We start from the raw sequence: 22,062 nt of genomic DNA, 5'->3' as shown, positions 1-22,062 counted from the left end.
GCGGCGGGTTTGTTTATCGATTTTCTCGTGCCATGAAAGCGATTTTCATTACTGGTTCTGTAGATCACGCGCGATAAGGCTGTAATTTCTTGTTTTTAGTGCTAAATTCATCGTGAATAATCCCGATGAACGGAAAATAATGAATACAAAGCGGCTTGCGGGACGTGTGAAAACTTCGGTTGCAAAATAATAACTATTGAAAATTGAGCCATTTGCGAAAACTCTAGGTAAGCAGATTTATGCTGGCTGGAGAAAGCAAATGGCAGACGCGACACAAAACGCCGCCGACATAGCGGCCCTGGATGCAAGGGTTGCGAGTGTGGAGGCGTTGGTGAACACGCCCGCGATCGAAGAAGCTGATACGGGCACGCACTACCAGACGAGCTACACATATTTTTATGTCCCGGCAGCCAAAGGGTCGACCGCCACATCAGCGGACGATTCTGGGCTTGGCGCCTTTTTGCGTTTAGGTGGCTATTCCGACGTTGAAACAGCTTCGATCACCAGCCAGACCGCGACATCATATTTTCCGGAAGGATATCTTTCAGACAGAGGTGACGCAGCTGGCAGCAACGCTGAAACAGCGCAACACGCCGCCGGTCCTGCGCCTTCGACGAGCAACGGTATTCTGCTGGCTTGTGACGGGCGCATTCTCGTCAAAGCTGGCGAGGAAATGTACCTGGAAAGCAAGAAGTACAGGCACAAGGCATCGGGCACATACGATATCAAGGCGACGGGCAAGCTGACGGCCGACAGCGACGATCAGATCGAGATTAAGTCCGGGCGGAACAAAAATGTGAGCGTGTCGGCAGGTAATGGGACGGGCGATTTCGATCTGAACGTCAAAGAATCCACCACGAAGATCAATGGCAATGATTTCAAGAAAACGACCGGCACCACCCGCGCGGTCCATCATGGCGCCACGGAAACTTATTTCCTGGGCGGGAAGCTTGATGTGACCCTTGCTGGGACCTTCACCTTGAACACCGGCGTTCATATGCTGATCACCGCAGGCCTGTTCGGTGCCATAAACATCAGTGCAAGTCTCTCCATGTCCGTCTTCAATCTCGGGGTTGTGGGGATCGATGTGGAATTCAAAAACACGCACATTAACATGTGTACCGGAGAGGTCATGGTGCGCGGTGTTTCCACCGAGAGTACGGCCGCAGAAAGCCGGTTGGCCGCGATCGAAAACAACATTTCAACGCTCTCGACCGGGACTGCGGCCCTGTCAACCAAAGCTGCTTCGATTGAGGCAAATCAGAAAGCGATACAGGCTGATGTCGGGAACTTGAAAGCTGATGTCCGGAATGTCCTGTTTGTTTGAATGTTGAACTCTGGCGAATAAACGCCCGATTTCCGGCTGCACTGCTCTAAGCTTCGTCTTATGGTGCCGGAATGCTGAAGATTAGTCCTAATTTCGATACACTGTACGAGGCGCTCTTGAACCGGGATCCGTCCTATGACGGGCGGGCGTTTGTTTGCGTTGCCTCGACAGGGATCTTCTGCCGGTTGACCTGTCCGGCCCGCAAACCCAAGCGGGAAAACTGCACATTTCATGTTACCGTTGCAGAATGCATCGATGCCGGTTTCCGGCCCTGTAAGCGGTGCAAGCCGACGACACCGGAGGCGAGCGCCGATCCAGTCATAAAGGCATTGATAACCGAACTTGAAAGACGGCCGGTCTATCGCTGGGGCGAACCGGATTTGCGCCGGATGGGGCTGGACCCGTCGACTGTGCGCCGAACCTTCAAAAGGCACTTTGGCATGACCTTCCTGGAAATGGCACGTCAGCGGCGGCTGCAGGAAGGGTTTTCGGCCTTGGCGGACGGCGGCAAGGTGATTGAGGCGCAGGTCTCGGCCGGATTTGACTCTGCCAGCGCGTTCCGGGACGCGTTTGCAAAGATCTTGGGTCAGGCGCCCGGTATGTTTTCGACTGATCCTCTACTGAAAACTGACTGGGTATCGACGCCGCTCGGGCCCATGATCGCGATTGCGGATCACTCCCAGCTGCATCTCTTGGAGTTTTTGGACCGAAAGGCCTTGCCATCGGAAGTCAAGAAACTGCAGCGCAATGCCAACGGCAGTCTTGGATTTGGCCGGACGAAAATCATCGACCAGATCCAGGATGAGTTGACGGGTTTCTTTGAGGGCAGGAAAGCAGTGTTCGAAACCCCCTTGGCGCTGCACGGCACGCCCTTCACCCGGGATGTCTGGCGCGAACTTTTGAAAATCCCGGCAGGTGGTGTTCGCAGCTATTCGGATGTGGCAAAGGCCCTTGGTCGGCCGGACGCGGTGCGGGCCGTTGCGCGCGCAAACGGCGCCAATCAGATCGCCGTCGTTGTTCCCTGCCATAGGGTCATGGGCGCTGACGGATCCCTCACGGGCTATGGCGGAGGCCTCTGGCGCAAACAAAAACTGGTCGAGCTGGAACGCAGCTATCAGGCTGCGGATTCATAAGGAGCCACAAGAAATCCTAATATGATCAAGGTGATCCCGTCACTGGGCCTGCAAAAGTGTTATACATGTCGTTTTGCGTCTCGAATATTTACAATCAACCAATGGTGATGTATTATCAATTTATAACTCAAGGTATAAATCAGTTCATTTGCGAAAATACAAATAAAAATCCATTTTCTTTTTATTATAAATCCAGTCCTCCTTCTAAGATCTTCTTATTATCTTCGCGCTTATCTCAATGACGCAAGGTGATGCAGTGATTGTGCCGATGGTTGATGGGCGCACATTGCCGGATCGCAGCAATCAAAAAAGCAGAGGGCGCTATGAGCAACGGCAAAGGTATCGGTCAGGGCAAAGGCAAAAACAGCGGCAGTGATCTCGAGCTGGAAACTGATGAAGAGTTCGTGCTCGAAGACGGCGAAGGTCTGGACGACGGGGGCTCGGACGGGAACGATGATGTGCCGACTTGGATTCCGCCTGGCCTGCGTGATGGGCTCCCTGCGCACCTTGGGGGCAGCCTGCCGCCTGGATGGGGTGGCGCCGTGCCAGGGTTGTTGAACACCAAATCTAACCGGCCGTCAGAAGATGATGATGGCGGCGATGATGAAGATGACGGTGGTGATGCACCTGGTACCGCAAGCCTATTGTTGCTGGAAGACGGTACGCTCTTCGATGAGTCTTACTATCTAGAGCAGAATCCGGATGTTGCGGCAGCCGGTGTATCGGCGCTGGATCATTACTTGAACTTCGGAGCTGATGAGGGACGCCTACCGTCTGCGGAGGGAACCACAGCCGACGACGAGGGGGTAATTGAGCTCGAAGACGGAACCTTGTTCGACGAGGCTTATTACCTTGCGCAAAACCCTGATGTTGCAGCGGCAGGTGTCTCTGCCGTCGATCACTATTTGGCGTTTGGGGCCGACGAGGGGCGTGCCCCAAGCCCAATTGACACGCCGTTAGAGGGCGATGACACCGACAACGAGTTGATCGGGGATGTCGCAAACAATTTGCTCAACGGTGGCGCCGGCTCCGACACGATCGACGGCGGTGATGGCATCGACCTGCTCAATGGCGGCGCCGACGATGACGTGTTGACCGGCGGCGCGGGCTCGGACGTTTTTGTTCTGGACGTCGGTGGCGGGAACGATCTCATCACCGACTTCAACGTGGCAGAAGATGTTCTGTTCTTGGATGACGCTTCTGGTATTACCAGCTTTGAGGAACTCCTGGCGGCCGCAACCATCAACGAATCTGGCGATGTTGTGCTGTCGGTAGGCGAAGATAGCGTTACACTTCAAGGCATTTCATCGACAGATGATCTTACCTCTGACGCGTTTGCATTTTTCTAGGTGCGGGGACGGCGGATATAAAAGTGATCGTGGGCCCGGCACGCGGCAGTGTTCGGGCTTACAGCTGTTTGGAAACTGTGTGCGTGTAAGCTCCGAAACTCCGCGTGCCCCAAAGTTCATCAGCGCGGACGAGTTTGGCTTGATGGTTGGTGCATAAACCGGCCGGCCTGAAGACTAATACAAAACTCCTGCACACGCTGGTGCCAGCGTCTTTAGTGAAGGCAACATAGAAAATGGCGGAGAGAGAGGGATTCGAACCCTCGGAACGCTTGCGCGCTCAACGGTTTTCGAGACCGCCCCGTTCGACCACTCCGGCACCTCTCCGCTGGACTTGAACGTTTACTCGGGGCTCAAGTGGCGCGGAACATAATCAAGCCGTTCTTTATGCGCAAGGGGCAGTTTGAACAGGTCCGTTTTTTTCCCAAAACGGACCTGAATGCGCTTCGACTGGAGGGGTGTATGTGGGTGGAACCGGCAGCTTGCAAAGATGCTGACGCAAGCCTTCCATCAATAAACGCTATTAGGCGTTGACTCCGAGGCATTGCTGAGTATATTCCGCCGAGCTCGAGAAAGTCCGTTTTTCGGGCTTTCTTTGTCGTTCAAGGCCTGCAGGGCTTTTCTGCTGACCAAGCAACCCCCGCACCAAAGACCTTGTTCCTGTCAGCCTAATGGTCTGACCGGGCAGGCGCCTAGGTTCGATATTAAAGACAGCCGCAGCAATACCGCTGAGGCATGTTCAAAAATGAAAAGAAGGACGTGCGAGACATGTTCGCAGTGATCAAAACTGGTGGCAAACAGTATAAAGTTGCCGCTGACGACCTGCTCCGGGTCGAAAAACTCGATGCCGAAGCTGGCAGCACCGTAACTTTCGACGAAGTGCTGATGGTTGGCAACGACACAGACACCACAGTTGGCGCTCCGACCGTAGACGGTGCCAGCGTTGTTGCAGAAGTGGTCGATCAGGGCCGCAACCGCAAAGTTATCATCTTCAAAAAGCGCCGGCGTCAGAATTCCCGCCGCCGCAACGGCCATCGTCAGGCGTTCACCCTCGTTAAGGTGACCGACATCCTGACCGGTGGTGCAAAACCGGCCAAGAAGGCAGCGCCGAAAGCGGCTGCGCCGAAGGCTGAAGCCAAGGAAGACGCTCCGGCTGCAGACGCTGGCGCAGACGACCTGAAGAAACTGGACGGCGCTGGCCCGGCTGCTGTGAAAAAGCTGAACGAAGCTGGCATCACCACCTTCGCTCAGATCGCAGCCATGAGCGCCGACGACATCGCTCGCGTTGAAGAAGAGACCGGCCTGAAGGGCAAGTTCGAACGCGGTAACTGGGTTGAGCAGGCGAAAGAACTGGCTGGCAACTGAGCTGCTGTTTCTTAAGACCTGACATTTAAGTATTCGAAGAACGAGGAGTTCTAACGATGGCACATAAAAAGGCAGGCGGTTCATCCCGCAACGGCCGCGACTCAGCTGGCCGCCGTCTCGGCATCAAAAAGTATGGTGGCGAAGCCGTAATCCCGGGCAACATCATTGCTCGTCAACGTGGCACAACCTGGCATCCTGGCACCGGCGTAGGCATGGGCAAGGACCACACCATTTTTGCGACCGTTGAAGGCAAAGTTGAGTTTCAGGCGAAAGCCAACAAACGAACTTTCATCAATGTGGTCCCAGTGGCGGAAGCTGCGGAGTAAAGCCGACGTGACGTTTCGAAGCGCCGGTGTCCCATCCAGACCCCGGCAATTCGAGACAGGTCAGCATCCAAGACCAGTCAAAGATCCAAGGGGAAGATGGGGCACCATCTTTCCCTTGATTTGTTTTGGCTGGAGGAAAAAATGGTTGTTGAAAGCGATGGTCTCTTAGACGAAAGCAGTTTGTACGCGGCCCCGTTGCCGCAGGAAGCGGTTCATGTGCGGCTCGACACGCCGCGTGTGGACGATTTGGCTGATTTGGTGTTCCTGGCGAACAACAAACAGGTGGCGGCGAACCTGTCCACCATGCCGCATCCTTTCACGGCGCAAGATGGCCGCGCGCTGATCGAAAAGGCTGAGCGCAACCGTGCGCTGAACGCCGGGTTTGCGATCCGGTTGAAAAGCACGGGCCGCCTCATCGGTCTGACCCGCTACGCCAATGTCGAGCCGGATGGTCCTCTGCATATTGGTTATTGGCTCGGCGAACCCTTCTGGGGACGGGGCTATGCGACTGAGGCGGTCCATGCGCTTGTTGATCATGCCTTCACGCATACAGATGCCGAAGAATTGCAGGGCTCTTGCCGGGTGACCAACCCGGCTTCGCGCAGGGTTTTGATCAAATCGGGTTTCCAGTATCGCGATCAGTCGATGATCCGGTCGCTCGGGGCCGGCGGGTCTGTGCCGATCGAGCGGTACACCCTTGAAAAAGCCGTCTGGAAATCTCTGAAAGGATGGGGGCAAGGCCGATGATGACGTTGCCAGAATTGAAGTCGCGCCGTCTGGTTCTGCGGCCGCTGACCGCCGATGATGCTTCGGCAATTGCACAGCTTGGCGGTAAGGATTTTGAAATTGTCCGCTGGCTGAGCGCTGTATCCTGGCCGTTTGTGGAAGGCGAGACGGAAGCCTATCTGGAAACGGTTGTGGGGGTCGATCCGCTCACACATGAAGCTGCCTTCGCGATCACGCTCGGCGGTGTTTTCATCGGTGTTGTCAGCATCATTGCGCCTGGTGATCTCGATGAATTGCCGAATGCGCCTTCAATCGGGTATTGGATCGGGCGGGCCTTCCAGGGTCATGGCTATGCTTCGGAAGCTGTTGAGAGCGTTCTGGAGTGGGGTTTCGACGTTTACAAAACCGATGCGATTGGTGCCCGGGCATTTGAAGAGAATACCCGGTCCCGCGGATTGTTACGCAAGTTCGGGTTCAAGCCCTATGCCATGACCGAACGGTATGCCAAGGCGCTTGACCGGAAGGTCTCGAATGTCGTCGTCTGCTTGGAGCGGTCTGACTACGAAGCCAGACGGCAAGTGGCATGATCCCATCAGAGATCCGGACCCGGCGGCTGGTGCTCCGGCCGCCGCGAAGGGATGACCTGAATGCCTGCGCTGCACTTCTTGGAGACTACGAGGTCGTCAAGATGTTGTCCCGGGTGCCGTATCCTTATGATCTAGAGGGCGGACGGGCATTTCTTGACAGGGCGGCTGCGAGTTGGAAGGCACCGGAGCAGGCCGATGAACTGCCCTTTCATATTGACCATGATGGCCAAATGATCGGCGCGGTGGGTTTTCGGAAGTTGCAGGAAACGCCCCGGATCGGCTATTGGCTGGGACAGCCCTATTGGGGGCAAGGGTTTATGAGCGAAGCCGTTCTGGCTGCGCTTCAATGGCTTTTCCGGACAACGGGTCACAACCGGGTTGTCAGCGAAGCCATGAAGACAAACGCCGCGTCCTTGGCGGTTATGAATAAAATGGGCTTTCGCCAGGTTGGAGAAAGCCTCTGTGACAGTGCCGCGCGCTCCGGGCCAGTGCCGGCCTTGCAAACCGAATTGATGCGCGCAGATTTTATGACCGGTCATTGATCGAAACAAAGATCAAGTCCTGGTCCAGGATGAAAAGAGAAGAAAATGAAATTCCTCGATCAGGCAAAGATCTACGTGCGATCAGGAAACGGCGGTGCGGGCTGTGTCTCCTTCCGCCGCGAGAAATATATTGAATACGGCGGACCGGATGGCGGCGACGGCGGCAAGGGCGGTGATGTCATCGTCGAATGCGTTGATGGCCTCAATACGCTGATCGACTATCGCTACCAACAGCACTTCAAAGCAGGAACGGGCATTCACGGGATGGGTAAGAACCGGACCGGAGCGCATGGCGACGATGTTGTTCTGAAAGTGCCTGTCGGGACGCAGATCCTGGAAGAAGATAACGAAACCATCATCGCCGATCTGACGGAAATCGGCCAAAAGGTCCACCTTATGAGGGGCGGTAATGGCGGTTTCGGCAACGCGCATTTCAAGTCTTCGACAAACCAGGCGCCGCGCCGCGCCAATCCGGGTCTTGAAGGCGAAGAGAAATGGATTTGGTTGCGGCTGAAACTGATCGCGGATGCCGGTCTGGTCGGTCTGCCGAATGCGGGCAAGTCCACCTTCCTGGCAACCGTATCGGCAGCGAAGCCGAAGATCGCGGATTATCCCTTCACCACCCTGCACCCGAACCTTGGAATCGTGCAGATTGACGGCAACAGCTTTGCCATGGCTGATATCCCGGGTCTGATTGAAGGGGCGCATGAAGGTACCGGCCTTGGTGACCGCTTTCTGGGTCACGTGGAGCGGACCCGCGTTCTCCTGCATCTGGTTGATGGATCGGGTGAAGAAGATCCTGGCGAGGCCTACAAGGTCGTCCGCGGAGAACTGGAAGCCTATGGAGCTGGTCTGACGGATAAGCCCGAGATCGTGGCCTTGTCGAAATGCGATGCCTTGACCGAAGATCTGATCGCAGAAAAGTCGGCCAGCCTGGAGGCTGCCTGTGGTCAAAGACCCTTGATCCTGTCATCTGCCAGCGGTCTGAATGTTGACCGCGCCCTGCGGATGATTGTCCGGGCCATCGATCGCGACAAGGAAGAAGCCGCCAATCAGGTGCCGTCTCCCCAGCAGGAGGGGTGGCATCCCTGATGTCGGCGCCGCGGATCCTCAAGACCCATAGCCGGATCGTGGTCAAGATCGGCTCGGCACTGCTTGTTGGCAATGGCGCGCTTCGGAAAGACTGGCTGGAGGCTCTGGTCTCCGACGTGGTTGACCTGATGGATGCTGGCGCTGAGGTGCTTCTGGTGTCGTCCGGGTCTATCGCGCTTGGCCGTGGGATCCTTGGGTTGCCAAAAGGGCCTCTCAAGTTGGAAGAAAGCCAGGCGGCGGCTGCAACAGGCCAGATCGCATTGGCCAAAGCCTATGCCGAGGCGCTGGACGCGCACAATCGGCGCGCCGGTCAAATTCTCCTGACCCTCGGAGATACGGAAGAGCGGCGCCGATATCTCAATGCGCGTGCCACCATCGGAACGCTGTTAAAGCTCGGTGCGGTTCCAATCATCAATGAAAATGATTCCGTTGCTACGTCCGAAATCCGGTATGGCGACAACGATCGGCTGGCCGCACGCGTTGCGACCATGGCGAGCGCCGATTGCCTTATACTGCTGTCGGATATCGACGGACTTTACACTGCGCCGCCGCATGTGGATCCGTCCGCGGTGTTCTTGCCGGAAGTCTCGCGGATTACGCCAGAGATTGAAGCGATGGCCGGAAGTGCCGGGTCCGAACTTTCCCGCGGGGGCATGAAGACCAAAATCGATGCCGGGAAAATCGCGACAGCCGCAGGAACGTCAATGGTGATTACATCCGGCAAGGAACTGAACCCGCTCAAGCGGCTGGATAAGGGCGCACGGGCCACCTGGTTCCCCGCATTGGCGACACCGGCAAGCGCCCGGAAAGCCTGGATTGGCGGCACGTTGGAGCCACGCGGCGAAATCGTTCTGGACGCTGGTGCCGTTCGTGCCCTTAAGTCCGGAAAAAGCTTGTTGCCGGCAGGGGTCACCAGCGTATCCGGTCAGTTTAGCCGTGGAGACGCGGTCAAGATCCTGGCGCCAGACGGTGCAGTGGCCGGGCGCGGTCTCATTGCCTATGACATGGATGAGGCGCAGCTGATTGCCGGGCGCAACAGCCGCGAAATCGAGGCAATTGTCGGATATCCGGGCCGGGCCGAGATGATCCACCGGGATGATCTTGTGCTCGAAGATGGCTTTTTGAACGGAACAAGCTAAAAACACCAATTCAAGGTGGCGCTGATGAACGCGCCAAACGGGAGTTGAAGGAATGCTGGACAAGGTTGAGGCACAGTCGACGGAAGCTTTGATGGCGGAGATCGGCACGCGGGCGCGGGCGGCTGGCCGGGTGCTTGCCAATGCCCCAACCGAGGCAAAAAACAATGCGCTCATGGCGATGGCGAAAGCGGTCCGGGCCGCAACGCCGGAAATCCTTGAAGGCAATGCCAAAGACGTCGAAGCCATGAAGGCCAATGGCCAGACCGCAGCGTTTCTAGATCGTGGCACCTTGAACGAAGAGCGTATCGAGGCGATTGCCAAAGCTCTAGAGGATATCGTTGCGCTGGATGATCCGGTTGGAAGCGTGATAGCGGCATGGGAACGGCCGAATGGTCTCAAGATCGAACGGGTCCGCACACCGCTCGGTGTGATTGGTGTGATCTATGAAAGCCGTCCGAATGTAACTGCAGATGCCGGCGCGCTGTGCTTGAAGGCCGGCAATGCCGTCATACTCCGGGGTGGATCTGACACCGTGAACTCTAACAAGGCTATTCACGCAGCGATGCAAAAAGGTCTGATTGAGGCCGGTTTGCCGGAAGATGCGATCCAGATCGTGCCGATGACCGACCGGGCGGCAGTTGGTGAAATGCTGCGGGGATTGAACGGAAACCTCGATGTGATCGTTCCGCGTGGCGGGCGCAGCCTGGTCGAACGCGTTCAGACCGAAGCGCGTGTGCCTGTCTTTGCGCACCTCGAAGGTCTGGTGCACATCTTTGTCGATAAAGCAGCAGACCTCGAAAAGGCTGTTGCGATCGTAAAGAATTCCAAGCTCCGCCGTACTGGGATCTGTGGCGCCTTGGAAACGCTGCTGGTTCATAAGGATGTCGCTGAAAGCCACCTGCCTGCAATTCTGGACGCATTGAACGCGGGAGACTGCGAAATCCGCGGCGATGCCGAAGTCCAGAAAATTGGCTCGGGTGTCTTGGAAGCAAGCGAAGAGGATTGGTCAACGGAGTATCTGGACAAGATCCTCTCTGCGATGATTGTCCCGGATCTCGATGCTGCCATCGCGCATATAGCAAACTACGGGTCCAACCACACCGATTGCATCATCACTGAAGATCAAGCTGCCGCGGACCGGTTCCAGGCGGAAGTGGATTCGGCGATCGTATTGCATAACGCTTCGACCCAGTTTGCGGACGGTGGCGAATTTGGGATGGGTGCTGAAATCGGCATAGCGACTGGGCGGATGCACGCGCGCGGGCCCGTTGGCGTCGAGCAGTTGACAAGCTTCAAATACAAGGTGCATGGGACGGGCCAAATCCGTCCATGAGCAAATTGTCCCCCGGCCAGGACCGTCATCAGGACTGGTTGAAATTGCCCCATTGTGAAGCGGGCAACCGGATCGGAATTTTCGGCGGGTCGTTCAATCCTCCGCATTCCGGTCACAAGATGGTTGCCGACACTGTTCTGAAGCGCCTTGGACTGGATCAAGTTTGGTGGTTTGTCACACCGGGCAATCCTCTGAAGAGCCATTCGGAGCTGGCGCCCCTCGAAACGAGGCTTCATTTTACCAGAGCGTTGTCCAATCATCCGCGGATGAAAGTGACTGCTTATGAGAAGATACTGGGCACGCCCTATACGGCCAAGACACTGCAGGCCCTGCGGTCCAGAAACCCGTCGGTCCGATTCGTTTGGGTCATGGGTGCTGACAATTTGGCTGGGTTCCATCGTTGGCAGGATTGGCGAGGCATTCTTGGCACCGTGCCGGTCGCAGTCGTCGACAGACCGGGCGCATCGCTGTCGGTGTTGTCGTCGCCAATGGCAAAAGCCTATGAAAAATATCGGCTTCCAGAAGAGGATGCAGGTCTCCTTCCCGATATGGACCCTCCAGTATGGACGTTTCTGCACACCCCCTTGGATCAGACTTCATCCACCGATCTGAGGCGCAAGGGGTGACGCATAAGCTAAACAGCCTAGTGAAAACTCCGTTGTCTTGAAATTGCCAAGTCAGACGCGGTATTATGTGGTGTGGCTGCTAAAGGGGCGGCCGCACATTGGTCAACCGGCCTGTAGCCAAAACGGGTGACGTGCAAAGTCGGACAATCATGTTCGTGACGACGTTGGACACAGGCCATTGAAGACAGCGAAAGGCATTCCACCTGACCATGTCCCTTGAAAGCGGGCGGACAGAAATGTCCACTCCTATGAAGGCTTCCGTAAGTACAGACCTTACGGCCGGCCTCCTCGATACGGTTCTCGCGAGTCTGGAAGACTCCAAGGCAGAGGACCTTGTTACTCTCGACATCGCAGGAAAAAGCTCCCTGGCCGATCACATGGTGATTGTGTCTGGCCGTTCACATCGTCATGTCGGGGCGATCGCGGATCATTTGCAGCGTGACCTGAAAACTGCAGGACACGGCAATGCGACCGTTGAAGGGCAGACCACTTGTGATTGGGTCTTGATCGATGCCGGTGATGTGATCGTTCACATCTTCCGTCCGGAAGTCCGTGGTTTCTACAATCTGGAAAAGATGTGGGCCCCGGAAGAAGACGACGCACCGCAGTACATCGGCTGAACCTGGCACGAGGGTTCCGTCCAGGAGCCCCGTGATATTGTCGAAGCAGTAGTGGCACCGGATATTCGTCCGGCGGGGATCTGATGCGTTTCTCACTTATCTGCGTTGGCCGCATGAAGGCCGGTGCGGACAAAGACCTTTTCGACCGGTACATGGACAGGGCGCGCAAGTCTGGCCGCGCGCTCGGAGTTACCAATGTCAGTCTTTCAGAAATGCAGGAAAGCCGTGCTCAGCGTGCCGAAGATCGCAAGGCTGATGAAGCACGTGCGATTTTAACGTCTCTACCGGCTGACGCAAAGCTGGTCGTGTTGGATGAAAACGGCAAGAATCTGACCAGCCCAGCCTTTTCGGAGCGGTTGGAGAAGTGGAAGGATGACGGCGCGCCGGACATCGTCTTTGCCATCGGTGGTGCAGATGGGCATGGTCAAGAGGTTTTGGCCCGCGCCGATTTGAAACTTGCCTTGGGCGCGATGACCTGGCCGCATCAAATTGCCCGCATTCTTCTTGCGGAACAGATCTACCGAGCGATCACGATCCAGTCCGGCCATCCTTATCATCGCGTTTGATCAACTGATCCTCGATCATAAAACGCAGCGCCAGCATATCGCCGCATTCTGCCGATAGTGCTCGTCGTGCTGCGATTGGTGGATAAGGGCGCGGTGTTAACGGTTTGGCCACTACGGTAAACACTTCGTTAACGCCATGCCGGTATCGCAGATCGTATGGCGTATTGGAGATCGCGCGACTTGAGATCAGATCCGGGCAGGGGAACTAGAAAACGGCGGTGGAAGAAAGCTGGTCAGCCGGCACTTCTAAGCGGCCTTTTTGCCTGTGCGTTTATGTGGCCAGTGCCAGGGTACGTTTCCGATACGGTAGATCCGTCCGAGGTTGCGGTTAGCTCACCGGAAATTGAAGCTGCGATTGAGAAAAAGGCGAAGCGCGAGCAGGAGCTTGCCGCGCTCACGTCAGACATCACTGTCTCGTCGGATCGGCAAGCGGCGATTGCCCGAGAAATCCAGTCCCTGGACCGGGACCGCGATACCCTCAATGCAAAGATCATCAACACGGCAGACACGATTCGCAGGCTTGAAACAGAGCTGACGGACACTGAACGTCGGCTGCGCAGTCTCGGCGAGAATGAAGACGCTGTTCGCTTGTCCTTGATCGCGCGCCGCGATGTCCTAGCTGAAGTGTTGGCGGCGCTTCAACGTATTGGCCGCCGGCCGCCACCAGCATTGGCAGTTCGCCCAAGTGACGCTCTGTCGGCGGTTCGCAGCGCGATTCTTTTGAATGCGGTCATGCCGGAATTGCGGGTGGAAACGGAGGCCTTGGCCGCTGATTTGGAGGAGCTTCAGCGTTTGAAGACAGTCATCGCAAATGAGGAACGCCGGCTTCGCGGTGATGCCATGCGATTGGCTGAGGAAAAGTCACGGCTGGAACTTCTCTTGAGCGCCAAAAGGCTGGAACATACTGAAACGGTCCGTAGCCTTGAGGATGAAAAGCGCCGTGCGGCAGAACTGGCGGCAAGGGCAGGTTCGCTCAAGGAATTGATAGCAGACTTGGAATCCGAGATCGAAAGCGCCCGGGAAGCCGCTGAGAAATCCCGGCAGGCTGCTTTGGATCAAAACCGGACGCCGCGAGATAACGATCCGTTTTCGGATCCTGGCCGCCTGGCGCCTGCGATTGCTTTTGAGGATGCCAGGGGAAGGCTTCCTCAACCCGTATCCGGCACTGTGCTGAAGGATTACGGTCAAGAAGATGAGTTTGGCGGTGTGACGGAAGGCCAGTCAATCGCCACACGCCCCGGATCGAATGTCACATCGCCAGCAGATGGATGGGTGGTGTATTCTGGTCCTTTCAGGTCGTATGGCCAGCTCTTGATCCTGAACACGGGTGACGGCTACCATGTGCTCCTGGCCGGAATGGACCGGATCGATGCGGAGCTCGGACAATTTGTTTTGGCCGGAGAACCGGTCGGTGTAATGGGCGCGACCCAATGGGCAAGCGCATCAACATTCGGTATGGGCTCGACCCAGCCGATATTATATGTTGAATTTCGGAAGGACGGCCGTGCGGTCGATCCCACACCATGGTGGGCGCGCACAGAAGAAGAAAAGGCTCGCGGATGATACGGAAAGCTTCCTTGCTGCTGGCAGGTGCCCTTTTGGGGGCCGCGGCTGTGACAACCTTGTCCCAAATGCCATTCCATGTGTCAGGCGCAGCAAATGCTGCGGCCACCGATACATACCGGCAGCTCAATCTCTTTGGGGACGTGTTTGAAAGGGTCCGGTCGGATTATGTTGAAGTTCCGGACGATGCACAGCTGATCGAAAGCGCCATCAACGGCATGCTGACATCACTGGATCCGCATTCCAGCTACATGTCACCCAAAAGCTTCCGCGACATGCAGGTTCAGACCCGCGGTGAGTTTGGCGGCCTCGGCATTGAAGTCACCATGGAAGATGGTCTTGTGAAGGTCGTCTCGCCGATTGATGACACGCCTGCGGCCAAGGCTGGCGTATTGGCTGGTGATTTGATCACTTACATCGACGGTGAACAAGTTCAGGGTCTGACCCTCAACGAAGCTGTTGAAAAAATGCGTGGCCCAGTCAACACGGATATCGTAGTCACCATTCGCCGCGAAGGCCAGACACAGCCGCTCGATATCACGATTACCCGTGACATCATCCGGATCCGGTCCGTCCGCTGGCGGGAAGAGGATGATGTTGGCTATGTTCGTGTAACGCAGTTCAACGAGCAAACCTTCGATGGTTTGAAAAAGGGACTTGAGGAAACCGCCAAGAACATTGGCGACGACAAGCTCAAGGGCTTCGTGATTGATCTGCGGAACAATCCGGGCGGTCTTCTGGATCAGGCAATTGCTGTGTCCGACGCGTTCCTGGATCGGGGTGAAATTGTTTCCACGCGAGGCCGTGAAGCAGATGAAACTCAGCGCTACAACGCGCGCGCTGGTGACCTTACGGAAGGAAAGCCTGTCATCGTACTGGTCAATGGTGGCTCCGCGTCAGCGTCTGAAATTGTTGCAGGTGCCTTGCAAGATCACCGCCGGGCAACAATCCTCGGAACACGCTCCTTCGGGAAAGGCTCCGTTCAGACGATCATTCCGCTGGGTGCCAATGGTGCAATCCGCTTGACCACGGCGCGCTACTACACGCCATCAGGAAATTCGATACAGGCCAAGGGTATTGTCCCGGACATTGAAGCGCTTCAGGAACTTCCAGAAGAACTCGTTGGCCGTGTTGAAACCCGCGGTGAGGCAGGCCTTCGCGGCCACCTTGAAGCCGAGGGTGAAGAACAGTCCGGAAGCCAGGCTTACATCCCGCCGGATCCGGAAGACGACACCCAGTTGAACCTGGCGCTTGATCTTCTGCGCGGCGTTCAGGTGAACAGCGCGTTTCCGCCGATTGCGGATACAGCATCGGTTCCGAAAAACTAAAACTCCAAGGTGCGCCGGATACGGCGCTCCTTTTCCACTCGTTCTGCGTATCCAAAAAACAATGATCATGCCGGCACGTTGCCGGCGTAAAGGCACTGGACGATATGTCGAGCGAAGATCTCACAGCTCCCTTAGGAATGGGAAAGCGGCGGCTTGTCAGGCTGCCGTTTGGCCTCATTGGCGCAGGATTGATAAGTGTCGTTTTTACAACGGCGCTTATTTGGATTCTGGTGGTAGACGATCCGTATGGCGGAGAACCGTTTGCTGTCTTGCCACTGGATGAGGTTGTTGAAGGGATCACATCCCAGGACATCGAAGTCGTTGAGATCCGTCCGACGGTGGGCGATGATCTTGGCCCAAATCTCCGCCAACAATCCAGCGGTGACTACCTTGGTCCGCGTTATGAAATGATCATCCGCCCCGACGGATTGGGGCCGGAGGCGCCAGTGACCGGATTGGCTATCAATCCGGATACACGGGTAAGCGAACGCTCCGACTACGGCTTCTTGCCGATGGTCAGCGATGCTGGAGTCCGACCGCTGGATGCCTACGCCCGGCCAATTGTGACGCAGTTCACGTCTATTCCGAAGATCGCAGTCATTGTGACTGGTCTCGGGCTGAGTGAGGCGGGGACGCAAAATGCGATCGACAGTCTTCCGGCGGATGTGACTTTTGCGCTGGCGCCTTATGGCTCTGATCTGGACCTCTGGATGCAGCAAGCCCGGATGAAAGGGCACGAGCTGCTTCTCCAGCTGCCTTTGGAACCATTTGATTTTCCGGACAATGATCCCGGTCCGCATACACTTCTTGTCAGCCTTCAGCCCACGGAGCTGTTGGACCGGCTGGCGTTTTTGCTCACTCGGGCAACCAACTATGTCGGTGTGATTGGCGAAATGGGAGCCCGCTTCTCATCGACCCGCCCGTCCATGCAGTACCTTCTGGAAAAACTTGAATCCCGAGGTCTCATGTTCGTCGACAACGGTACAACCTCGCGCAGCATCGCTGATGAGGTCGCAGGCGAGCTCAGAATGCCGTTCAGCGGTGTCGATGTCGTGCTCGATGAAGTGCCGCGGGAAAGCAATATCGATGCAAAGCTTTTGCAGCTTGAGAGCGTTGCCCGTGCACGCGGATATGCCGTGGCTGCCGGGTCTGCGCTGCCCGTCACCGTCCGGCAGTTGCAGGAATGGGTGCAGGATCTCGAGCAACGCGGCTTGCAGCTGGTTCCTGTCAGTGCGACCATCGACCGCGACGAATAATATACACGGCAGCGTCGCATCCACGGTTTTCTTTTGTGTATTGAGTGAGGTTTCTGGTGACAAAACTGGATCTTGGACCGGGTTATCCTGAAAGCGTGGATGGCCTGCCCTACCGCCCTTGTGTCGGGATCATGCTGATCAATCGGGACGGAAAAGTCTGGGTCGGCAGCAGGTCACCGGAGGCCAACAAAAATGGCTACCAGTACAAGTGGCAGATGCCCCAAGGTGGGATCGATGCCGGTGAAACGCCGGAAAAGGCCGCCAGGCGGGAACTCTATGAAGAAACATCCATTCAGTCGGTGACGCTGTTGGAAGAAGCGCCGGAGTGGTTCGCCTATGACTACCCGGACGAGATTGCCCGTTCGAGCCGGAAGGGCAAGTACCGGGGGCAGGCCCAACGCTGGCTTGCCTATCGCTTTGAAGGATCAGATGACGAGATCAACATCTTGACCCCGCCCGATGGTCATTCAGCCGAGTTTGAGGAATGGCGCTGGGAAGATGTATCCCGGCTGCCGGAATTGATCGTCCCCTTCAAACGCCCGGTTTACGAGAAGGTTGTCGCCGCCTTTTCGCATCTGACGATATAAACCCAGAGCCCAGGTTTCGTCGGGTCTGTTGTTCCAAAGCGTCAGCTTTGGGATCGCGCTTGTCGTTTTTCAAACAGACAGGCCTGAGATCGCTGGATAACATCCGGCCAACGAAATCATTCTGGGAGTAAACGCCAATGTCTTTCGGCAAGGGGCTTTCACGCAAGCCGTCCCAGCCAAAAGGGCGTCAATTGGAGGATGCGGTACTTACAGAAGTGCAGGCGCTGCTTGGAGATGAGCCGCGCCGCCGCGATCTGTTGATTGAGCATCTGCATAAGATCCAAGACGCATTTGGGTGTCTGGAGGCGCGCCACCTGCTTGCATTGGCCGAGGAAATGCGTCTTTCTCAGGCTGAGGTCTATGAAGTCGCAAGCTTCTACCACCACTTTGATATTGTCCGTGAAGGCGAGGCAAAACCGGCACCGGTGACTGTCCGTGTGTGCGACAGCATCACGTGTTCGCTCAAAGGCGCGGATGCCTTGGCGGCGGCTCTGGAAAGTGGTGTGGACCCGAGCAAAGTCCGCATACAGAAAGTGCCCTGCATCGGCCGGTGCGCAGCTGCCCCGGCCGCTCAAGTGGGCAAGCGGGCGGTCGATCATGCAAACGAGATGTCTGTCCGCTCTCTGTTGTTTGAAGGAACAGTTGCACCGGAAATTCCACAGTACACAGGTTTTGAGGCCTATCGTACATCAGGCGGTTACAAAGTCCTGGAGCGTGTCAGGTCTGGCGAGCTGACCGCTGAATCTGTGGCAGATCTTGTACTGGCCGCCGGTCTGCGCGGTCTGGGTGGCGCTGGTTTTCCGACCGGCACCAAATGGAAGATTGTCCACGATCTTCCGGGGCCGAAATACCTGACGATCAATGGTGACGAAGGCGAGCCGGGGACGTTCAAGGACCGGTATCACCTGGAGAGCGATCCACACCGGCTCCTTGAAGGTGCTCTTGTTGCTGCCCATGCGATTTCCGCTGATCGGATCTATCTCTACATGCGGGACGAGTACCCTGCCGTTCTGGAGATTTTGAACACGGAAATCGAGGCGCTGCGGTCAGCCGGGATCATCACATCGATCGATATCGAGATTCGCCGGGGAGCTGGCGCGTACATTTGCGGCGAAGAAAGCGCAATGATCGAGTCGATCGAAGGCAAGCGTGGTTTGCCCCGTCATCGCCCACCGTTCATTGCCCAAGTCGGTTTGTTCGGCCGCCCAACTCTCAACCACAATATTGAGACGCTTTTCTGGATCCGCGACATTGTCGAAAACGGGCCGGAGTGGTTTGCCGAGCAAGGGCGTCGGGGGCACAAGGGTTTCCGGTCTTTCTCGGTATCTGGCCGTGTCAGGGAGCCGGGTGTGAAACTGGCTCCGGCCGGAATCACTATGAACGAACTGCTTGAAGAGTATTGCGGTGGTATGGAAGACGGCCACAGCTTCAAGGGCTATCTGCCGGGTGGCGCATCCGGTGGCATCCTGCCGGCTTCGCTCGCAGATGAACCGCTTGATTTCGGCACGCTCGACAAGCACGGCTGTTTCATTGGCAGCCACGCGATTGTCGTCTTTTCCGATCAGGATGACATGCGCGATGCGGCCCTCAACTTGATGCGGTTCTTCAAGCATGAGAGCTGCGGTCAGTGCACACCGTGCCGGTCTGGCACTGAAAAAATGGAAAAGTTGCTCGCTGAGGGCGACTGGGATCAGGACAAGATTGCTGATCTGGACGCAGTCATGCGTTCAGCGTCGATTTGTGGTCTTGGACAAGCCGCCAGCAACCCTGTGGCGTCCGTGCTAAAATTCTTCTCTGAGGAGTTTGAAGTATGAGCAACATCACCTTCTCTCTCGACGGGAAAACCGTGAGCGCCGAAGACGGCGAAACCATTTGGCAAGTGGCGAAACGCGAAGGCGTCGCCATTCCGCATCTCTGCCACAAGGATGCGCCGGGATACCGGTCTGATGGAAACTGCCGAGCCTGTATGGTCGATATCGAGGGCGAGCGCACGCTGGCGGCTTCTTGTATCCGCACAGCGGCCGAAGGCATGGTTGTCCAGACGGCTACGGAACGAGCCTCCAAGGCGCGCGAGATGGTGTTCGAGCTGCTCGCCTCTGACCAGCCGAGCCGCGATCAGCACCCGGACCCGGAGAGCGATTTTTTCAAATGGTCCGATGCGATCGGTGTCAGCTCCAGCCGGTTCGCGCCGTGCGAAAAGCCGGCTCAGGATGTGTCCCATCCCGCAATTGCTGTGAATCTCGACGCTTGTATCGCCTGTAATTTGTGCGAGCGAGCCTGCCGGGAAGTCCAGGTGAACGACGTCATCGGCATGGCGGATCGCGGGTCCCACACGGCTCCGGTCTTTGACCTTGCCGACCCCATGGGTCTGTCCACCTGTGTGGCTTGCGGCGAGTGCGTTTCGGCTTGTCCGACCGGCGCGCTGATGGAAAAGAGCCTTCTCGATGCAGACGCAAAGACCCGGGAAGTCTATGCAGATGAAACCATCGACAGTGTCTGCCCGTTCTGCGGTGTGGGCTGTCTGACATCCGTTTCGGTCAAGGACGGCAAGGTCGTGAGCGTTGAAGGCCGCGATGGCCCGGCCAACGAAAACCGGTTGTGCGTCAAAGGCCGCTTCGGTTTTGACTATGTATCAAGCCCTGAGCGTCTGACAAAACCGTTGATCCGCCGGGATGATGCGCCGAAGGATGCCGGCATCTCGCTAACCCTCGACAACTATCTCGAGGTCTTCCGCGAAGCGACTTGGGACGAAGCGCTGGATCGGGCGGCAAACGGCTTGAAGGCGACGTTTGAAAACAAGGGCGGTGCGGGTATTGCTGGGTTTGGGTCGGCAAAAGGCTCGAACGAAGAAGCTTATCTTTTCCAGAAGCTGATCCGTCAGGGGTTCCAGACGAACAACGTCGATCACTGCACACGGCTTTGTCATGCCTCGTCGGTTGCAGCGTTGATGGAAGGCATCGGCTCCGGGGCAGTGACTGCACCGTTCAACGCGGCAGAAGATGCCGACTGCATGATCGTGATCGGTGCGCGGCCCGAACAGAACCACCCGGTCGCTGCGACCTACATTAAGCAGGCGGCAAAGAACGGCACCAAGCTGATCGTCATGGATCCGCGCGGGCAGGGGCTGATGCGCCACGCCGATTACGGGCTCAAGTTCAAGCCCGGGACGGATGTTGCCATGCTCAACGCCATCCTGAACGTCATCGTGAGCGAAAAGCTATATGATGAGCAGTATATCGCTGCACATGTGGATGGCTTTGAAGCCCTGAAGGAAAAGATCCAGGACTTCACTCCGGAAGCCATGGAGCCGGTTTGCGGCATTGATGCCAGCATCTTGCGCGAGGTTGCCCGTCTTTACGCAACCAGCCCGCGTTCGATCATTTACTGGGGCATGGGTGTTTCCCAGCACGTTCATGGCACCGACAATGTTCGCTGCCTGATCGCTATGGCACTGACAACCGGTCAGATCGGCCGTCCGGGGACCGGCCTCCACCCGCTGCGCGGCCAGAACAACGTGCAGGGCGCCTCCGATGCGGGCCTCATCCCGATGGTCTTTCCGGACTACCGGTCCGTCGAAAATGTCGATATCCGGGCAGAATATGAAGATGCTTGGGGGCGTACGTTGGATCCCGTCCGGGGGCTCACTGTCGTGGAGATTATGGATGACATTCTGGCGGGCGGCATTGAGGCCATGTACATTCAGGGCGAAAACCCGGCAATGTCCGATCCGGACCAGAACCATGCGCGAAAGGCCCTTTCCAGCCTGAAGCATCTGGTGGTTCAGGACATCTTTTTGACCGAAACTGCCTGGCATGCAGATGTGATTCTTCCGGCCTCAGCACATGCGGAAAAGCTCGGCACCTACACCAACACCAACCGCCAGGTTCAAATCGGCCGTCCTTGTGTGCCGATGCCGGGCGAAGCCCGCGCCGACTGGGAGTTGATCATCGCACTCGCCAACCGGCTGGGGCTTGATTGGTCCTATGACGGCGTACCGGCGATCTACGAGGAAATGCGCTCCCACATGGCGTCCATCCAGAACATTTCCTGGGAACGTCTGGAGCGCGACGGCACGGTGACCTATCCGGCAGACAGCCCGGACAAGCCCGGCAACGAGATCCTATTTGGTCAGTCCTTCCCGACGGCTGATGGCCGTGGCAAGATCGTGCCAACGGACTTGGTTCCACCGGACGAAACGCCGGATGAGGACTTCCCGATGGTCCTGACCACAGGCCGGATGCTGGAACACTGGCATACCGGTGCCATGACCCGCCGGGCGGTGGTCCTGGATGCGATCGAGCCGGAACCGGTTGTTTCAATGAACCCGCGCGACATCAAACTTCAAGGCCTGGAGATTGGTCAGCAGGTGACTGTGGAAACGCGGCGTGGAGCGATCACCCTGATGCTCCGTGCAGACCGCGATGTTTCGACAGGGATGATGTTTGTGCCCTTCTGCTTTTATGAGGCGCCGGCGAACTTCCTCACAAATCCGCAGCTCGATCCGTTCGGCAAGATCCCGGAGTTCAAGTTCTGCGCGGCCCGGATTTCAGCCGCCGAACACCAGGAAGCTGCGGAATAGATCTCCCGATCATTAAACAAA

At 56.8% G+C, this 22,062-nt stretch carries 20 protein-coding genes and 1 tRNA gene; 20 read left to right on the top strand and 1 reads right to left on the bottom strand.

Annotated features, from left to right (window positions below; genetic code table 11):
* Positions 1-259 precede the first annotated feature (259 nt).
* From ACQY4Z_RS09995 to ACQY4Z_RS09985, 3 genes are all read left to right on the top strand, one after another.
* Positions 260-1,327, top strand: a complete 1,068-nt coding sequence (locus tag ACQY4Z_RS09995) for a hypothetical protein (protein ID WP_428528868.1) — start codon at positions 260-262, stop codon at positions 1,325-1,327.
* A 71-nt stretch (positions 1,328-1,398) separates the two neighbouring features.
* Positions 1,399-2,460 (top strand): bifunctional transcriptional activator/DNA repair enzyme AdaA, encoded by a 1,062-nt coding sequence (locus tag ACQY4Z_RS09990; protein WP_428528866.1) that lies wholly within the window; start codon positions 1,399-1,401, stop codon positions 2,458-2,460.
* Positions 2,461-2,783: 323 nt separating this feature from the next.
* Positions 2,784-3,809, top strand: coding sequence for a calcium-binding protein (locus tag ACQY4Z_RS09985; RefSeq protein ID WP_428528864.1), 1,026 nt, complete (start codon positions 2,784-2,786; stop codon positions 3,807-3,809).
* 234 nt (positions 3,810-4,043) lie between these two features.
* Here ACQY4Z_RS09985 and ACQY4Z_RS09980 read toward each other — a convergent pair.
* Positions 4,044-4,133: transfer RNA gene (locus tag ACQY4Z_RS09980), tRNA-Ser, on the bottom strand.
* A 441-nt stretch (positions 4,134-4,574) separates the two neighbouring features.
* On the opposite strand from ACQY4Z_RS09980, the gene ACQY4Z_RS09975 reads away from it, so the two are divergent.
* The 17 genes from ACQY4Z_RS09975 (at position 4,575) to fdhF (ending at position 22,041) form a co-directional block, all read left to right on the top strand.
* Positions 4,575-5,171 (top strand): 50S ribosomal protein L21, encoded by a 597-nt coding sequence (locus ACQY4Z_RS09975; RefSeq protein WP_428528862.1) that lies wholly within the window; start codon positions 4,575-4,577, stop codon positions 5,169-5,171.
* A 56-nt stretch (positions 5,172-5,227) separates the two neighbouring features.
* Positions 5,228-5,497, top strand: a complete 270-nt coding sequence (rpmA, locus tag ACQY4Z_RS09970) for a 50S ribosomal protein L27 (protein WP_008192734.1) — start codon at positions 5,228-5,230, stop codon at positions 5,495-5,497.
* A 141-nt stretch (positions 5,498-5,638) separates the two neighbouring features.
* Positions 5,639-6,244 (top strand): GNAT family N-acetyltransferase, encoded by a 606-nt coding sequence (locus ACQY4Z_RS09965; protein WP_428528860.1) that lies wholly within the window; start codon positions 5,639-5,641, stop codon positions 6,242-6,244.
* Positions 6,241-6,810 carry a GNAT family N-acetyltransferase gene (locus ACQY4Z_RS09960; protein WP_306148137.1) on the top strand — a complete coding sequence of 190 codons (570 nt, stop codon included), beginning with the start codon at positions 6,241-6,243 and terminating at the stop codon, positions 6,808-6,810. The genes ACQY4Z_RS09965 and ACQY4Z_RS09960 overlap by 4 nt, the downstream gene beginning before the upstream one ends.
* Entirely contained in the window at positions 6,807-7,352 is a 546-nt protein-coding gene (locus ACQY4Z_RS09955) for a GNAT family N-acetyltransferase (RefSeq protein WP_428528857.1), read from the top strand. The genes ACQY4Z_RS09960 and ACQY4Z_RS09955 overlap by 4 nt, the downstream gene beginning before the upstream one ends.
* 45 nt (positions 7,353-7,397) lie before the next feature.
* Positions 7,398-8,444, top strand: a complete 1,047-nt coding sequence (gene obgE / locus ACQY4Z_RS09950; protein ID WP_428528855.1) for a GTPase ObgE — start codon at positions 7,398-7,400, stop codon at positions 8,442-8,444.
* Entirely contained in the window at positions 8,444-9,583 is a 1,140-nt protein-coding gene (gene proB, locus ACQY4Z_RS09945) for a glutamate 5-kinase (protein WP_428528853.1), read from the top strand. The genes obgE and proB overlap by 1 nt, the downstream gene beginning before the upstream one ends.
* A gap of 52 nt (positions 9,584-9,635) precedes the next feature.
* The gene (locus tag ACQY4Z_RS09940; protein ID WP_428528851.1) at positions 9,636-10,916 is read left to right on the top strand and encodes a glutamate-5-semialdehyde dehydrogenase; all 1,281 of its coding nucleotides are present in this window, start codon (positions 9,636-9,638) and stop codon (positions 10,914-10,916) included.
* Positions 10,913-11,542, top strand: a complete 630-nt coding sequence (locus ACQY4Z_RS09935) for a nicotinate-nucleotide adenylyltransferase (RefSeq protein WP_428528849.1) — start codon at positions 10,913-10,915, stop codon at positions 11,540-11,542. The genes ACQY4Z_RS09940 and ACQY4Z_RS09935 overlap by 4 nt, the downstream gene beginning before the upstream one ends.
* A 236-nt stretch (positions 11,543-11,778) precedes the next feature.
* Positions 11,779-12,162, top strand: a complete 384-nt coding sequence (gene rsfS, locus ACQY4Z_RS09930; RefSeq protein ID WP_428528847.1) for a ribosome silencing factor — start codon at positions 11,779-11,781, stop codon at positions 12,160-12,162.
* A gap of 83 nt (positions 12,163-12,245) precedes the next feature.
* Complete coding sequence (gene rlmH, locus ACQY4Z_RS09925) at positions 12,246-12,728, top strand: 23S rRNA (pseudouridine(1915)-N(3))-methyltransferase RlmH (RefSeq protein ID WP_428528845.1); 483 nt, start codon at positions 12,246-12,248, stop codon at positions 12,726-12,728.
* 180 nt (positions 12,729-12,908) lie between these two features.
* The gene (locus ACQY4Z_RS09920) at positions 12,909-14,291 is read left to right on the top strand and encodes a murein hydrolase activator EnvC family protein (protein WP_428528843.1); all 1,383 of its coding nucleotides are present in this window, start codon (positions 12,909-12,911) and stop codon (positions 14,289-14,291) included.
* Entirely contained in the window at positions 14,288-15,619 is a 1,332-nt protein-coding gene (locus tag ACQY4Z_RS09915; RefSeq protein WP_428528841.1) for a S41 family peptidase, read from the top strand. Before ACQY4Z_RS09920 ends, ACQY4Z_RS09915 begins: the two co-directional genes overlap by 4 nt.
* A 230-nt stretch (positions 15,620-15,849) precedes the next feature.
* A complete protein-coding gene (locus tag ACQY4Z_RS09910) occupies positions 15,850-16,875 on the top strand; it encodes a divergent polysaccharide deacetylase family protein (RefSeq protein ID WP_428528839.1) in 1,026 nt (341 codons plus the stop codon).
* A 56-nt stretch (positions 16,876-16,931) separates the two neighbouring features.
* Positions 16,932-17,462, top strand: a complete 531-nt coding sequence (locus tag ACQY4Z_RS09905) for an RNA pyrophosphohydrolase (RefSeq protein WP_353621098.1) — start codon at positions 16,932-16,934, stop codon at positions 17,460-17,462.
* Between the two features lie 137 nt (positions 17,463-17,599).
* Entirely contained in the window at positions 17,600-19,276 is a 1,677-nt protein-coding gene (locus ACQY4Z_RS09900; protein WP_428528837.1) for an NAD(P)H-dependent oxidoreductase subunit E, read from the top strand.
* A complete protein-coding gene (fdhF, locus tag ACQY4Z_RS09895; protein WP_428528835.1) occupies positions 19,273-22,041 on the top strand; it encodes a formate dehydrogenase subunit alpha in 2,769 nt (922 codons plus the stop codon). Before ACQY4Z_RS09900 ends, fdhF begins: the two co-directional genes overlap by 4 nt.
* Positions 22,042-22,062 lie beyond the last annotated feature (21 nt).

The sequence above is a fragment of the Roseibium sp. genome (genome assembly GCF_965276855.1).
GTDB lineage: Bacteria > Pseudomonadota > Alphaproteobacteria > Rhizobiales > Stappiaceae > Roseibium.
The sequence above is the reverse complement of the archived record's forward strand: the minus strand, read 5'-3'. Positions and strand labels throughout refer to the sequence as shown.

Bases quoted from the DNA above. Each gene is read 5' to 3' on its own strand.
- obgE (WP_428528855.1), top strand. From the start codon at position 7,398: ATGAAATTCCTCGATCAGGCAAAGATCTACGTGCGATCAGGAAACGGC.
- rlmH (WP_428528845.1), top strand. From the start codon at position 12,246: ATGCGTTTCTCACTTATCTGCGTTGGCCGCATGAAGGCCGGTGCGGAC.
- ACQY4Z_RS09975 (WP_428528862.1), top strand. From the start codon at position 4,575: ATGTTCGCAGTGATCAAAACTGGTGGCAAACAGTATAAAGTTGCCGCT.
- ACQY4Z_RS09940 (WP_428528851.1), top strand. From the start codon at position 9,636: ATGCTGGACAAGGTTGAGGCACAGTCGACGGAAGCTTTGATGGCGGAG.
- proB (WP_428528853.1), top strand. From the start codon at position 8,444: ATGTCGGCGCCGCGGATCCTCAAGACCCATAGCCGGATCGTGGTCAAG.
- ACQY4Z_RS09955 (WP_428528857.1), top strand. From the start codon at position 6,807: ATGATCCCATCAGAGATCCGGACCCGGCGGCTGGTGCTCCGGCCGCCG.
- ACQY4Z_RS09965 (WP_428528860.1), top strand. From the start codon at position 5,639: ATGGTTGTTGAAAGCGATGGTCTCTTAGACGAAAGCAGTTTGTACGCG.
- ACQY4Z_RS09935 (WP_428528849.1), top strand. From the start codon at position 10,913: ATGAGCAAATTGTCCCCCGGCCAGGACCGTCATCAGGACTGGTTGAAA.
- ACQY4Z_RS09900 (WP_428528837.1), top strand. From the start codon at position 17,600: ATGTCTTTCGGCAAGGGGCTTTCACGCAAGCCGTCCCAGCCAAAAGGG.
- ACQY4Z_RS09960 (WP_306148137.1), top strand. From the start codon at position 6,241: ATGATGACGTTGCCAGAATTGAAGTCGCGCCGTCTGGTTCTGCGGCCG.
- fdhF (WP_428528835.1), top strand. From the start codon at position 19,273: ATGAGCAACATCACCTTCTCTCTCGACGGGAAAACCGTGAGCGCCGAA.
- rsfS (WP_428528847.1), top strand. From the start codon at position 11,779: ATGTCCACTCCTATGAAGGCTTCCGTAAGTACAGACCTTACGGCCGGC.
- ACQY4Z_RS09995 (WP_428528868.1), top strand. From the start codon at position 260: ATGGCAGACGCGACACAAAACGCCGCCGACATAGCGGCCCTGGATGCA.
- ACQY4Z_RS09990 (WP_428528866.1), top strand. From the start codon at position 1,399: ATGCTGAAGATTAGTCCTAATTTCGATACACTGTACGAGGCGCTCTTG.
- ACQY4Z_RS09915 (WP_428528841.1), top strand. From the start codon at position 14,288: ATGATACGGAAAGCTTCCTTGCTGCTGGCAGGTGCCCTTTTGGGGGCC.
- ACQY4Z_RS09985 (WP_428528864.1), top strand. From the start codon at position 2,784: ATGAGCAACGGCAAAGGTATCGGTCAGGGCAAAGGCAAAAACAGCGGC.
- rpmA (WP_008192734.1), top strand. From the start codon at position 5,228: ATGGCACATAAAAAGGCAGGCGGTTCATCCCGCAACGGCCGCGACTCA.